Annotated in this window: 13 protein-coding genes; 8 read left to right on the top strand and 5 right to left on the bottom strand. The window is 46.9% G+C overall.

Translation table 11 applies throughout. The features are described from left to right. Positions 1 to 9 precede the first annotated feature (9 nt). From LI82_RS03465 to LI82_RS03490, 6 genes are all read left to right on the top strand, one after another. Positions 10 to 912, top strand: coding sequence for a protein translocase subunit SecF (locus LI82_RS03465; protein ID WP_048193549.1), 903 nt, complete (start codon positions 10 to 12; stop codon positions 910 to 912). Further along, on the top strand, positions 909 to 2,603 hold the full coding sequence (locus tag LI82_RS03470) for a preprotein translocase subunit SecD (RefSeq protein WP_048193550.1): 1,695 nt from the start codon (positions 909 to 911) through the stop codon (positions 2,601 to 2,603). Before LI82_RS03465 ends, LI82_RS03470 begins: the two co-directional genes overlap by 4 nt. Positions 2,604 to 2,627: 24 nt before the next feature. Further along, positions 2,628 to 3,653 carry an AAA family ATPase gene (locus LI82_RS03475; protein ID WP_048193551.1) on the top strand — a complete coding sequence of 342 codons (1,026 nt, stop codon included), beginning with the start codon at positions 2,628 to 2,630 and terminating at the stop codon, positions 3,651 to 3,653. A gap of 14 nt (positions 3,654 to 3,667) precedes the next feature. Further along, positions 3,668 to 5,314 carry a tRNA uridine(34) 5-carboxymethylaminomethyl modification radical SAM/GNAT enzyme Elp3 gene (locus LI82_RS03480; RefSeq protein WP_048193552.1) on the top strand — a complete coding sequence of 549 codons (1,647 nt, stop codon included), beginning with the start codon at positions 3,668 to 3,670 and terminating at the stop codon, positions 5,312 to 5,314. 149 nt (positions 5,315 to 5,463) lie between these two features. Further along, positions 5,464 to 5,811: a hypothetical protein gene (locus LI82_RS03485; RefSeq protein WP_048193553.1), complete on the top strand. Its 348-nt coding sequence runs from the start codon at positions 5,464 to 5,466 to the stop codon at positions 5,809 to 5,811. A gap of 193 nt (positions 5,812 to 6,004) precedes the next feature. Further along, the gene (locus tag LI82_RS03490) at positions 6,005 to 6,766 is read left to right on the top strand and encodes a tyrosine-protein kinase family protein (RefSeq protein ID WP_048193554.1); all 762 of its coding nucleotides are present in this window, start codon (positions 6,005 to 6,007) and stop codon (positions 6,764 to 6,766) included. A gap of 1 nt (position 6,767) precedes the next feature. Here the strand turns inward: LI82_RS03490 and LI82_RS03495 are convergent, their stop codons facing one another. Continuing rightward, a complete protein-coding gene (locus LI82_RS03495) occupies positions 6,768 to 7,568 on the bottom strand; it encodes a hypothetical protein (protein ID WP_048193555.1) in 801 nt (266 codons plus the stop codon). A gap of 125 nt (positions 7,569 to 7,693) precedes the next feature. On the opposite strand from LI82_RS03495, the gene LI82_RS03500 reads away from it, so the two are divergent. Then, positions 7,694 to 8,884: a bifunctional 5,6,7,8-tetrahydromethanopterin hydro-lyase/3-hexulose-6-phosphate synthase gene (locus LI82_RS03500; RefSeq protein WP_048193556.1), complete on the top strand. Its 1,191-nt coding sequence runs from the start codon at positions 7,694 to 7,696 to the stop codon at positions 8,882 to 8,884. 44 nt (positions 8,885 to 8,928) lie between these two features. Then, entirely contained in the window at positions 8,929 to 9,594 is a 666-nt protein-coding gene (gene tpiA / locus LI82_RS03505) for a triose-phosphate isomerase (RefSeq protein WP_048193557.1), read from the top strand. Positions 9,595 to 9,664: 70 nt separating this feature from the next. On the opposite strand, the gene LI82_RS03510 is transcribed toward tpiA, so the two are convergent. The 4 genes from LI82_RS03510 to aroD are packed head-to-tail and all read right to left on the bottom strand — an operon-like array spanning position 9,665 to position 12,874. Then, complete coding sequence (locus LI82_RS03510) at positions 9,665 to 9,985, bottom strand: hypothetical protein (RefSeq protein ID WP_236622654.1); 321 nt, start codon at positions 9,983 to 9,985, stop codon at positions 9,665 to 9,667. Between the two features lie 56 nt (positions 9,986 to 10,041). After that, a complete protein-coding gene (locus tag LI82_RS03515) occupies positions 10,042 to 11,367 on the bottom strand; it encodes a prephenate dehydrogenase (RefSeq protein ID WP_048193558.1) in 1,326 nt (441 codons plus the stop codon). Further along, on the bottom strand, positions 11,364 to 12,176 hold the full coding sequence (locus LI82_RS03520; protein ID WP_048193559.1) for a shikimate dehydrogenase: 813 nt from the start codon (positions 12,174 to 12,176) through the stop codon (positions 11,364 to 11,366). The genes LI82_RS03515 and LI82_RS03520 overlap by 4 nt, the downstream gene beginning before the upstream one ends. Further along, positions 12,173 to 12,874 (bottom strand): type I 3-dehydroquinate dehydratase, encoded by a 702-nt coding sequence (gene aroD / locus LI82_RS03525; protein WP_048193560.1) that lies wholly within the window; start codon positions 12,872 to 12,874, stop codon positions 12,173 to 12,175. Before aroD ends, LI82_RS03520 begins: the two co-directional genes overlap by 4 nt. Between the last annotated feature and the right edge of the window lies 1 nt (position 12,875).

Genomic DNA, 12,875 nt, shown 5'->3' on the forward strand with positions numbered 1-12,875 from the left:
CATCAAAAAATGGGATCAATCCTAACCGAATATCTTGATTCATTCATAAGGGGGCGTGATGACAAACAGCTTGTCACCATTCCTCTCGTAGTTCTGGCACTCGCACTTTTGGTGTCGGTTGTAGTATTTTCAAGCACAGGTGCACCTGTAAAGCTCGGACTTGAGTTTGAGGGTGGTACCATGATAGCTTTCGAGACGCAGGAAACCGCAGATGTTCTCGAGCAGGCATATTCCGATTATTCATTGGATGATGCCCGTAAAGCAGGAGACCGTGCTATTTTGCAGTTTGGTCCCATGGACAGTGAAGATCAGAAAGAGCTCGAAAAGGATATAACTTCAAAGTATTCGAACGTTGAGATCAAGCAGATCGGTGCACTATACGGAAAAGAGCTTCAGTCCCAGGCATTGAAAGCAATTGGTCTTTCATTCCTCGGAATGGCGATAGTCGTGTTCCTTATCTTCAGGACCGCTGTCCCATCTATCGCAGTAGTGCTTTCTGCAGTCTCTGATATTGCTATAGCTGTCGGTTTCATGAACGTGGTCGGAATTGAACTTTCTCTTGGTACCGTGGCAGCTTTGTTGATGCTTATCGGTTACTCGGTGGACAGTGATATACTGCTGACAACACGTGTGCTGAAGAGAAGAGGTACCGTTAATGAGAACATCGGAAGGGCAATGCATACCGGTCTTACCATGACCACCACAACACTTGCAGCTCTTGTGGTGATGTATATCGTATCCACATTCTCATACCTTGTGACATCGTCAGCTTCCCAGGTCAATCTGCTTTCCGATATATCCATTGTACTGATATTCGGTCTGGTTGCCGATATCATGAACACATGGCTGCTTAACACAGGTATACTGAGGTGGCATGTCAACCGCAGCAACCCAAGGGGGCGAAGGGCATGAGGGAAGAAGAAGTAAAGAAAGGCCTGAAAAGCGATATTCGCGTATGGTTACTGATAGCAGCGGTACTGTTCTCAGTTGTCATGATACATCCATGGTACTCCTCTGATGAGGGTGCAACTACAGATCTCAATTACGGACTTGACCTTGAAGGCGGTTCATGGCTCCAGATCAGATTGCAGGGTGCTGTGGCCCAGTTAGATGCTGATATTTCACAGACAGTGCCTGCCATTATTGAACCTGTTATCGGTTCATCCATTGATGTGAAAAGTGTTACAGGACATACAGGAAGTGGTTATTCTTCCGTTGGCAGTACTGTTGTATTTACAACTGATGTATATGTTTCAGATCTCCAGATGGACCTTGCAGGTATCGGTGAATCCGATGTCAGTTATTCGGGGAACACTTCCGAGATCATTCTTTATACTAGCAAGCAGATGCTTATCACCCAGTATCTTTCCGATTCACTTGATGCTGAGGTTATTCCTCTCTCTCTTGGTGACTCTGTTGAGTACGAGATCCGTAAAGAGATCTCACAGGAGGGTCTTCAGGTCCTGATGGATGCAGTAGGCGGTTCCATTCTGACAGAAGCAGATGGCACTTCGATATACCGTGAAGGTGTAAGGACCGAGACCCGTGACCTGACCCGTGATATTCTCAGTGACAAGCTGAACTCACTTGGTCTTAAGGACATACCTGTACGTACCGTGGGTGAGGATTACATCCTTATTGATTTTGCAGGGACCGATCTTACAACCGCAAAGGAGATCGTTGAAAAACCCGGTAAGTTCGAGATCCGGGTACAGACACAGGACAATGGGACTGCCCATGTACTATATGGTGATGCGATCGAGAAGGTCGGTGTTGTGACCTTCCACGACGGCCAGTGGCATACTCCTTTCACTCTTAATGAAGAAGGTGCCCTTGCCCTGCAGAAGATCGCCATTGAGACTGGTGCGACCACCGATCCGAACTCACACTGGCTCTACATGTATCTTGATGACAATGAGATATATGGTGCCCCGTTAAGTTATTCAGCAGCTACAAGGCTCACAGAGGTCCCGATCTATTCCTGGGAAGCTTCAAGCGGTCCTGATGAGGAAAGCAAGTCAGAGGCAGAGGAGCTCCAGATACACCTGCGTGCAGGTGCGTTACCTGTGAACGTGGTCCTCATGGGTTCCGGACAGGTGGATGCGGCTTTGGGTGCCCAGTTCAAGAAACAGGCTTTATTTGCCGGGCTTTTTGCACTTCTTGCAGTGGCTCTGGTCGTGTTTAGAAGATATGGCAAGAAAGAGATCCTGCTTCCAATGGTGGGAACCTCCATCTGTGAACTTATCATGATCCTTGGAGTCGCAGCAACGATCAACTGGCAACTTGACCTCCCTGCTATCGCGGGTATTATTGCTGCGATAGGTACCGGTATCGATCACCTTGTGATCATTACCGATGAGGTGCTCTACGAAGGCAAACTCCCTTCCACAAAAGTATATCTTGAAAGGATCACAAAAGCATTCGCTATAATCTTTGCAGCAGCTGCGACAACTACCATTGCAATGTCACCATTGGTCGTCATGGGATTTGGTGCACTCAAAGGATTTGCCATTACCACCATCATCGGTGTGCTAATAGGTGTGCTTATCGCAAGGCCGGTATATGGTAAGGTCATAAAGGTAGTTCTCGATGAAGCAGAGTGATCTGTTGCTTAAGAGGTGTTAATGATGAAGGACATGTGGACTGTTAAATACCGACCAGAGATGCTTAAGGATGTTCTGGGCAATGAGAATTCCCTCAATGCCCTTGACCAGCTTGTCCGTTCAGGCAATCTGCCCCATCTGGTGTTTCACGGTCCGGTAAACTCTGGCAAGTCTTCAACTGCCTTTGCTCTGGCACGTGAACTGTACGGGGATAGCTACGAGAACAATTTCACATACTTCAATGCTTCCGATTTCTTTGATCAGGGAAAGCGCTATCTTGTTCGTGATAAGCGCTTCACTCATATCATAGGGACGGATGACCCGAAGAAGATCTACTCCAGTGTCATTTCCATCTTCAAGACCGTGATCAATGAATTTGCAGGGATGGGTTCAATTGATGCGGATTTCAAGATAATCTTCATCGACAGTGTTGAGTCTCTGGATACCAGTGCACAGCATGCCTTGCGTCGTATAATGGAAAAGTATACTCGCACATGCAGGTTCATCCTGTCCACTACTCAGCCTTCAAAGCTGATATCCCCTCTGCGGTCAAGAGGGCTGGAGCTATTCTTTACTTATGTTCCCGATGAGGTGCTAAGGTCGTATATAATTTCAATTACGGAACAAGAGGAAATTTCCATTTCTGAGGATGGTCTTGATGCCCTTATGTACTATGCAGGTGGCAATGTCTCAAAGGCTTTGCTGACACTTCAGTTTGCTAATATGAGCAAGCCAGATGCAGAGATCACAGGTGAGTTACTATACGAGGAATCTCTCTGCGAGGTTTCTGACAACGTGACAGAACTTCATTCTGCAGCTATTGATCATGAGTTCGTGAAAGCGAGGAAACTGATCGACACTCTTCTCATTGAGGAAGGTTTTACCGGGGACGAGGTCCTGCAGCAGTTACATTCTGTGGTGGTAAAATCGGACCGTGCTGAATACGAGATCGCAAAAGCGGTCCGCAGGATCGCAGATGCAGATGCAATGATCATCGACAGCGCGAACGCAAGGATCCATCTGGAATCACTTGTTACGGAACTCTACTGAATCGGGTATTTATCATGACATCTCAAGAGGATGGAAATTTCAGGGCTGCATGCCGAAAGTTGCTGGATATGGTACTTGAGGGTAAGGTATCTGGTAATCTGGAACTAAATGAGGCAAAAAAAGCTGTCAGCAAGGAGTTCAGGCTCTCCACCCTTCCAAAGAACCCGGACCTGATAATGGTGGGGACTGAAGAGGAACAAAAAAAGGTACGTGATTCCCTTCGCCGCAAACCGGTCCGTACCATCTCAGGTGTTGCGGTGATCGCTGCCATGACCTCTCCCTGTGCCTGTCCTCACGGTGTTTGTGTGCCATGTCCGGGAGGCCCTAATTCTACATTCAATTCTCCTCAGAGCTATATGGGTAGGGAACCGGCTACAATGCGGGCCATGCAGCATGAGTATGATCCCTATCGGATCGTTTCAGGTCGTCTGTCCCAGCTAAAGCAGATCGGGCATGAGGTCGATAAAGCAGAGCTTATCGTCATGGGCGGGACATTTTCAGCCCGGGCTATTGATTATCAGGAATGGTTCACAAAGCGTTGCCTTGAGGCGATGAACGATTTTTCCGGGACTGAGTGGCGTGATGATGTGCAACTTATCGGAAAGACCCAGCCGTATGTGACGGTAGAGGCTGTCCAAAAGGCCAATGAGATTGCAGCTATCAGGAACACGGGTATTACTTTTGAGACTCGTCCTGACTGGACGGATTTAGGGCACGTAGACCGTATGCTGGCACTGGGTGCCACAAAGGTCGAGATCGGTGTCCAGAGTGTATATGATTTTGTGCTTGAGAGGATGAGGAGGGGGCACACGGTGCAGGAGACTGTGGAGTCCAACCGGGTCCTCCGGGATAGTGCGCTTAAGGTCGGTTTCCATATGATGCCCCATCTTCCGGGAATGGATTCTGCAAGGGATCTTCGGGGCTTTAAGAAACTTTTTACGGACAGCAGGTTCATGCCTGATTACCTGAAGATATACCCCACTCTTGTCACAGAGGGCACACAGCTCCACGAGATGTGGCTAAAGGGTGAATATGAAGCTTTGGACGATGAGGCTGCTACGGAGCTTCTTGCAGACATCAAGGCCATACTGCCAAAATGGGTGAGGATGCAGCGCATACAGAGGGATATCCCTTCTCCTCAGATCATTGCAGGCGTGAGAAAGAGCAACATCCGTCAGCTTGCAAAGGAGCGGCTGGAAGCGAGGGGTGGTAGGTGCCGGTGTATCCGATGCAGAGAGGTCGGTCACAATGTCCTCAAGGGCAATGAACCAGATCCGGAAAGCATTGAGCTCATAGTAGAGAGCTACGACTCCTGTGGCGGGAAAGAGCATTTCATCTCATTTGAAGATATGACGAACGATATCCTGATAGGTTTCCTGAGGTTGCGTTTCCCGAACTCTCCTCACAGGGATGAGCTACAGGATGCTGCCCTTGTGAGGGAGTTGCATGTTTATGGCTCCATGGTACCTGTGGGCAGGGATGCGAGCAGGACTGACTGGCAGCATCGCGGATATGGTGCGGAACTTCTTGAGAATGCAGAGAAAATGGCTTTGGAGGCAGGCTATTCGAAGATCTCTATTATCAGCGGGATCGGTGTAAGGGAGTACTATCGCAAGTTCGGATATCATCGTGATGGTGTTTATATGTCAAAGGAAATTTGATCTTTGTCCGGCAGATCTGTAAGAAAGTCAAAAATATTGTATTTCTGTAACTCTTCAATACATTTATAATATAGTTTGGTATATTCCACTATAAGCCTATCATTCTGATAGGGCCAAGAATGTTGTAATAATTACTCGGTGATGTCAAAATGGCCATTGATGATTCCAACGAAGAGATCGTGAAACTTTTGAAGGAGATCAGTGGGAAGCTGGATCGTATCCTTATGCAGGGTACATCTGTGAAAGAGTCGGATGACGGTATCTTTGATGTACTGGATGTAATGACACTGCTCACACTTCCTGATCATCTGCGTGCGACAGCAACAGCTCTCTTTGAACTGGGGTCGGCAACCGCTGAAGACCTTGCAGAGAAAACCCATAAGGAACGTGCTGTAGAGAGCAATTACCTGAATCAGCTTGTGAGGATGGGACACGTTGTTAAAAATCGTTCAGGCAGAAAAGTTTACTTTAGTATAGGGGAAGGTCTGGGCAAATAATTGTTCTTATGTTGTCCGGAGATCTATGCACTCATATGTAATGTATATTAATGTGCAATACTGCTCAATAATCATTTCATATCAATACAAATCAAGTATGTTTGATTTAAACGCAAAATTTCTATGAAATACTATTATATAGAAGTTTATCGTCATATCTCATAAGAATAATATGTGCTCATAGGGGATATAAATGGGAAAAAGTATCGCGGTACATTCATCAAAAGGCGGTTCAGGTAAAACCTCTTTTTCTATCAACCTTGCATTTGCATATGCATCCACAGGGAAGAGCGTATGTCTCCTTGATGCCGATCTTAAGGCTCCAAGTGTTTTTAATTATATGTTTCCTGATTCTAACTGCTGGCTGAACGATGTCCTTGATGGTAAATGTGGCATCATGGATGCGATCGTTGAGGTCGTTGATGACTCAGTAGCACCTGGCAAGTTATCTGTGGGCTATTGCAATCCTGACATCGATGCAGTTCGTGAGATCTCGGGCAAGGATCGTAAATGGCAGTCAAAGGCCCTGAAGATCATCATGGGCATAAAGAATGATCTGTTCTCTTCCGGAATAGATGTGCTTATCATCGATACAGGTCCCGGTGTGGATTTCACATCGGTTAATGCAATAGCTGCAGCGGATTATGTAATAATGGTGACTAGGCCTGAAAGGTCTCACCAGAAATATATGGAGCAGATAATTGATGGTATTTATATCCCGCTTGACAAAGATTACGGTGTCATTATGAATAAGTGCCATGAAAAGGATCCGATCTCAATATCCGGTATGACCAATTCGGAGGTTCCTTTACTGGCATCAATACCCTGCCTTTGTGATATTGCCCTGAGGGGCGATTCAGAAGTATTGGTGGTCACAGATCCGGAAAATCTTTTTTCAAAAGCTGTTTTCACAGTTGTTAAGAACATCGAAGAGTGCTTTTCCATAAGTGATTAACTCATTTTTTGTCTTTTTCAAGCATATCCTTCACTTCATTCACATAGTTCAGGATGTCATCCTTTTTTGCATCTTGAATATTTTCATGGAATGTGTCCGATTCCATGAGCGTGTTCTGAAGTGATATTATCAGCAGATACATTATCGAAGCTGCTGCCAATGCAAGTGTCATCCTTTCGATAGGATAGATAGTGATGACCGATACAAACATCTGAGGTGGCAGGTCAAAGAGTATTGCTGCACTTATGCTGCCTGCAAGATGGTCTGCCAGGATTGCCATAAGTGCTGCAAGAAGCAGGAATATGAATTTGAACAGGTTCTCTTTCCTGTCCTTTAATTTGTAGTTGAATACGAGGAAGGCTCCAAGGGTGATAACGTGGAACCACGGGTAGTAGTATACGGTCCTTCCGAGGGGTGTGATGTACCAAAGCAGTATAAGAACCCCGAAAATTGCCATTGCAGCCTTTTCTCTCTTTGTGATACAAAGACCGGCCACCGCCGAGGACATTGCCACAAAGAAAGGGGTAAGTAGGTGGAATGTGTCTGGGCTACCTCCTCCTCTTACTAAGGTATGGCCCATAATAGCGGTAAAGGATGCGATCACTCCCCAAAAGGGGCCAAGTAGCATTCCATTCAATGCACCAAAAGATACTACCGAACTTATCCTTGCTCCCTCTATGCCGATGAGGTTCTCAAAATCGGGAAACCAGCTTGCAAAGTATGTTATTACTATGGCAGAAAGAACATACAATGCTGTGAGGTTCCTTTTTTTGATAAGCTGGTTGTATATATCAATGATCACAATATTCTATTGTTCTCATTATTATATAATACTTTAAGGCAACATCTGCCTTTTTTAGAATTTGCAACAGTTCATCTCATCAGAACTGATATATATAGTCATGGCAATTTAGCGGATTGATAACTATGATGTTTATTGGAGAAGCACTAATTGGCGAGGCACCAGAACTCGCACACGTCGATCTTATGATCGGGGACAAGGAGGGACCTGTCGGACAGGCGTTCGCAACAGGCATGACCCAGCTTTCAGCAGGTCACACTCCTCTTCTTTCCGTCATCCGCCCGAACTTACCCACAAAGCCATCTACACTGATCGTTCCAAAAGTGACAGTGAAGAACATGGACCAGGCCTCACAGATATTTGGTCCTGCTCAGGCAGCTGTTGCTAAGGCTATTGCTGATGCAGTGGAAGAAGGCATTGTCCCGAAAGACCAGGCTGAAGACCTTGTGATCATCGCAAGCGTATTCATCCATCCACAGGCTGTTGACTACAACCGTATCTTCAGGTACAACTACGGTGCTACAAAACTTGCTCTTAAGCGCGCACTGGACAATTTCCCATCCATCGACACTGTGCTCGAAGAGAAGGACAAGTCCTCACACGCAATTATGGGATTCAAGGTATCAAGGCTTTGGGATGCTCCATACCTGCAGGTTGCACTTGACAATCCAAACATCGATGCTATCCGCAATGTCGTCAAGCAGCTTCCAAAGAGCGACCACCTTATCCTGGAAGCAGGTACACCTCTTATCAAACGCTATGGTGTGGACGTAATCACCAAGCTGCGTGAGATCAAACCTGACGCATTCATCGTTGCTGACCTTAAGACACTTGATACAGGTAACCTTGAGGCACGTATGGTCGCAGATGCAACCGCAGATGCTATTGTGGTTTCCGCACTTGCACCTATTGCAACACTTAACAAAGCTATCGCAGAAGCACACAAGACCGGTATCTCTGCTGTCATGGACACACTGAACCAGCCAGACCCTGTAGCTGTACTTGAACAGCTTGACGAGCTTCCTGATGTTGTCGAACTTCACCGTGCGATCGATATCGAAGAGACTGCTCACGCATGGGGCAGTATCGAGGGTATCAAGGCAATCGGTGAGAAGCGCAACAAGAAGATCCTTGTAGCAGTTGCAGGCGGTGTACGCGTTGACACTATCTCCGCTGCACTTGGCGCAGGGGCTGACATACTCGTTGTTGGAAGGGCTATCACCAACTCCAAGGACATCAAGCAGGCAGCTGACCAGTTCATTGAAGGCCTGAACAAGCCTGAGATCGACCAGTTCAGAGTAATGACCGATTTCTAAGCGTGCGTTTCTTCGCACGTTCCCTTTTTTATGGTGGGGTATGAATGAAACCATTGATCGTATTGAATCTGAAGACCTATCTTGAAGGTACCGGAGAAGGTGCTGTCAGGATCGCTGAGGCATGCAGGGCTGTAGGCGAGGAAAGTGGCATCGAGATCGCAGTGGCACCTCAGCTTTGTGATGTCTACAGAGTTGCATCACAGGTGGATGTGCCGGTGTACTCACAGCATATTGATGGTGTTGGTGCCGGAAGTTTCACAGGTCATGTTTTTGCAAGATGCGTCAGGGACGCCGGTGCAGTCGGTACACTTATCAATCACTCCGAGCGCCGCCTGAACCTTGCGGACATTGAAGCATCCATTACCGCTGCAAAAGATATTGGTCTTCGCACGATAGTGTGTACCAATAACATTGCTACGACAGCAGCAGCAGCAGCACTGGGGCCTGACTTCGTTGCAGTGGAACCACCGGAACTTATCGGTTCAGGTATTCCTGTTTCAAAAGCAGATCCTGAGGTCGTAAGAGGTTCAGTTACTGCCGTTGAGGGTATCGATGCTGATGTGAAGGTGCTCTGCGGTGCAGGTATCTCAAAAGGAGAAGACCTTAAGGCTGCAATGGAACTCGGTTCTGTTGGAGTTCTCCTGGCATCCGGTATCGTAAAGGCTAAAGACCCAAAGGCTGCGCTTGAGGATCTTGTAAGCCTGATCTGATACCTTAATAGAATTATTGTAAAAAGAAGTAAGTGATGCCTTATGGCATCTCTTTTTTTAAATTTATTATTTATCCTTCTAGGAAATACCATCCGATCAATAACAACAGTGATGAGAATCCTACTTTAATTCCCATGGTAAGTTCCAGGTGAAGGTTGCGTGCAACCATGTTGGATATTCCGATAGGTGGTGGTGATAGCAGGAGTGCTGCCAGGAACAATGAGATGCCTGATATGTAATTATTATCCACAATAATAAGGTAAAGTCCTGAAATACCCAGGTATATACCGAAAATGGAGATTATCAGAAGTCCCATTTTGTAGAATCGAAGGTATTTTTCGATACCTCCGGGAAGCATGTTGGCAGTTTGCAAATTTTCAGTCTTTTTCAAAAGATCACCGCGATCAGTTTAAATGGAATATTAAATTTGTTCTCATTGCATAAATATCAGATGGGGTTCTGACCCCTTATTCCGCAACCAAGGCCGACAAAGAGTTCTTCGATGTCTTTCTGCACCTCTGCAGCAGGCAGGTCTCCAAGTATGTTGATGCGGTATGTGACACTGAGCCTGTCATCGGATATGCCTGAGTATGTGTCAATGATGCTGACAGAAACTATCCTCTCATCACAATCGATGACCTTCTCGATGGTCTGTGGATCTGCTCCGACAGGTATCAGGACCGAGATGTCCCGGGCATGATGTGTGAGGTTATCGATCTTCCACTTTTTCAGTTCTGCATCGTTAAGCAACCGGATATTCTCTGTTCTAAGTGATACGGTCCTGTCTCCCTTTGATAGCGTTACTGTCCGGGGTGTGACTTTTTCGATGATGCCAACATGAGTAACTCCGGAGTAGTTATGCAAAAGTCCTCTTTCTTTTCCGACGGAGGCTATCATTTCCTCGAACTCGGCTATCTTTGCATTGATCAGTTTGTCCGATCTGTGCAGTGCAGACGCAGTGTCCTTGAAATGGGCAGCTGCCTCTGTCATCTTTTTGCAGAAGGCTTCGGTGTCCTCTTGTCGGACGATGTTCGAGAGTACATTGCATTCGTTGATGAATGCCTCATGAACTTTGAGCACCTGGTCGTTCTTCATCTGGATATGGGCGTACAGGTATGGGTTTTGTCCCAGTATCCTGCCAACGAAATCCACCATTATCTCATATACAGGGCTCATGAACCGGCGTGACTTGTTCACGTCGAAATCAAGGCTCTTGAACGTTGTCCCGATGGTTATGTATGCAAAATGTGTCAGACCCTGGACCACGGAGACGAACTGGTCATGCTCCTGCGGGTCAATGATCTCAATATGTGCACCGTTTTGTTCGAAGAGGTCGTGCACTATTGGGAACCATTTGTCACAACGTCCTTTTGTGGGGCTCATTATGACTATCTGTCCCTGTAGTGTCGGAATGGAAGGTCCGAACATTGGGTGTGTTCCCAGGATCTCCACGCTTTCAGGAGCGTATTTCCTCATTGCATTGACGGGCTCCGCCTTGATGGATGTAAGGTCCATTATCAGGCTTCCCGGCTTCATTTTAGGAGCGGTCTCTTTGATGACTCTTGTAGTGATGTCTATTGGTACGGTAATGATAACGATATCAGCTTCCCGGATCTCCCTGTCAAGGTCGGTGGCGAATTCCACTCCCATCTGTTCTGCGATCTCGGTCTTGCCACTGCTTCCCCATACGATAACCTCATAACCGTGATTTAGGAAGAACTTCGTAAACCACTGCCCCATTCCTCCGGTACCGCCGATTATGAGCATCTTCATAATTTAAGGGCCTCCATTACAGCCTTTTTCATAATGTCTACGGGAGGTTTCACGCCGGTCCATATGCGGAATGCTTCTGCACCCTGGTAGACCAGCATCATGATGCCTGTGACTGGATTTGCTCCGGCAGCCTCGGCTTCCCTGAGCAATTTTGTCTTCAATGGATTGTAAACGACGTCAAAAACGGTGAGGCCGGAATGCATCTGGTCAGCGGTGACGATGGTGTCGCCTATGCAGGGGTCCATTCCAACTGTTGTTGTATTGATGAGTATATCTGTATCTTCCAGGCACCTGCCCAGTACGTCCAGCCCGAAGCCGTTGACATTTCCGATCTCTGCTGCAAGGGTCATTGCCCTTTCGGGGGTTCTGTTGGCAATGTTAACCTTTGCGCCTGCTTCTGTGAACGTGAAGGCTATTGCCCTGGCAGCGCCTCCGGCACCGAGGATCAGTACGTTCTTGTCCTGAATGTCGACCCCGGCATCTTCCAGTGTCTTCTGCGCACCGAGGCCATCTGTGTTGTAACCTTTGATTCCGTCCTTAAAATCGATGGTATTGACAGCTCCTATCCTTGCAGCCAGGTCATCGGTCTCAATAATCCCGATGGCAGTCTCTTTTAACGGGACGGTGAGGTTCAATCCTCCAAATCCCATGGCCTGTGCGCCTTTTAAGGCATCACCAAGATCCTGCTGCTTTACTTTGAATGCATGGAATGTGCAGTCCATTCCAAGAGCTTCGAAGGCTGCATTGTGCATTATGGGTGAGAGGGAATGGGCTATCGGATCTCCCATAACTCCGAATACCTGTTTCATTGAAGCATCTCCAGTGCTATTTTAAGTTCCTGTACTTTCAACTGTCCGGGTGCTACAGCGCTTGATACGCTCGCATAGGTAAGTTTGGAACCATAAAATGGTCCTACGATCCGGGTGTGCTTTCCAAGCTGTCCCATTGCGATGGTGCAGACGTTATCCTCACTTAATGTGACCTCGAGCAGGTCAAGGACGTCCTGCATGCTGTTTGGCATCACTGCGAGCTTTGCGATATCGGCTCCTGCCTGTTTTGAACGTTCAAGGATATTCCTGATAGTTGTTTTGTCAGGTGTGCTCTCAAAATCGTGGGAGGATATGATGACAGTTTTGCCTTCTTCCTTTGCCTTTTTTACAAGCTTGTCCCGAAGATGTTGGTCTGCACTGAGCTCTACATCAATTGCATCTGTTAATACAAGTATCTCTTCAAGCAAGTTTAACCTGTCTTCTTCTGAGCCTTCCCAGTTTCCTCCTTCAGTTTGTAACCGATTGGTTGCAATACATGGAAGTTCTGTGTCAGATCGAAGCTTTTTGAGAATATCTGCTGCATTTTCGGGGGTGTTTATCCCGAGCAGGTCAAGCCGTATCTCAAGGATGTCAGCACCCATGTCTGCAGCAGCTTTTGCCTGTGTCAGAGGGTCCTCGTTGATAGCTGCAACAATGGCTGCCCTCTTATCCAGATCGAAATTACCTATGCTGACCATG

This window comes from Methanococcoides methylutens (genome assembly GCF_000765475.1).
In the GTDB taxonomy this organism is placed as follows: Archaea; Halobacteriota; Methanosarcinia; order Methanosarcinales; family Methanosarcinaceae; genus Methanococcoides; species Methanococcoides methylutens.

Bases quoted from the DNA above. Each gene is read 5' to 3' on its own strand.
- LI82_RS03500 (WP_048193556.1), top strand. From the start codon at position 7,694: ATGATGTTTATTGGAGAAGCACTAATTGGCGAGGCACCAGAACTCGCA.
- LI82_RS03475 (WP_048193551.1), top strand. From the start codon at position 2,628: ATGAAGGACATGTGGACTGTTAAATACCGACCAGAGATGCTTAAGGAT.
- LI82_RS03465 (WP_048193549.1), top strand. From the start codon at position 10: ATGGGATCAATCCTAACCGAATATCTTGATTCATTCATAAGGGGGCGT.
- LI82_RS03520 (WP_048193559.1), bottom strand. From the start codon at position 12,176: ATGAAACAGGTATTCGGAGTTATGGGAGATCCGATAGCCCATTCCCTC.
- LI82_RS03485 (WP_048193553.1), top strand. From the start codon at position 5,464: ATGGCCATTGATGATTCCAACGAAGAGATCGTGAAACTTTTGAAGGAG.
- LI82_RS03490 (WP_048193554.1), top strand. From the start codon at position 6,005: ATGGGAAAAAGTATCGCGGTACATTCATCAAAAGGCGGTTCAGGTAAA.
- aroD (WP_048193560.1), bottom strand. From the start codon at position 12,874: ATGGTCAGCATAGGTAATTTCGATCTGGATAAGAGGGCAGCCATTGTT.
- LI82_RS03480 (WP_048193552.1), top strand. From the start codon at position 3,668: ATGACATCTCAAGAGGATGGAAATTTCAGGGCTGCATGCCGAAAGTTG.
- LI82_RS03515 (WP_048193558.1), bottom strand. From the start codon at position 11,367: ATGAAGATGCTCATAATCGGCGGTACCGGAGGAATGGGGCAGTGGTTT.
- tpiA (WP_048193557.1), top strand. From the start codon at position 8,929: ATGAAACCATTGATCGTATTGAATCTGAAGACCTATCTTGAAGGTACC.
- LI82_RS03470 (WP_048193550.1), top strand. From the start codon at position 909: ATGAGGGAAGAAGAAGTAAAGAAAGGCCTGAAAAGCGATATTCGCGTA.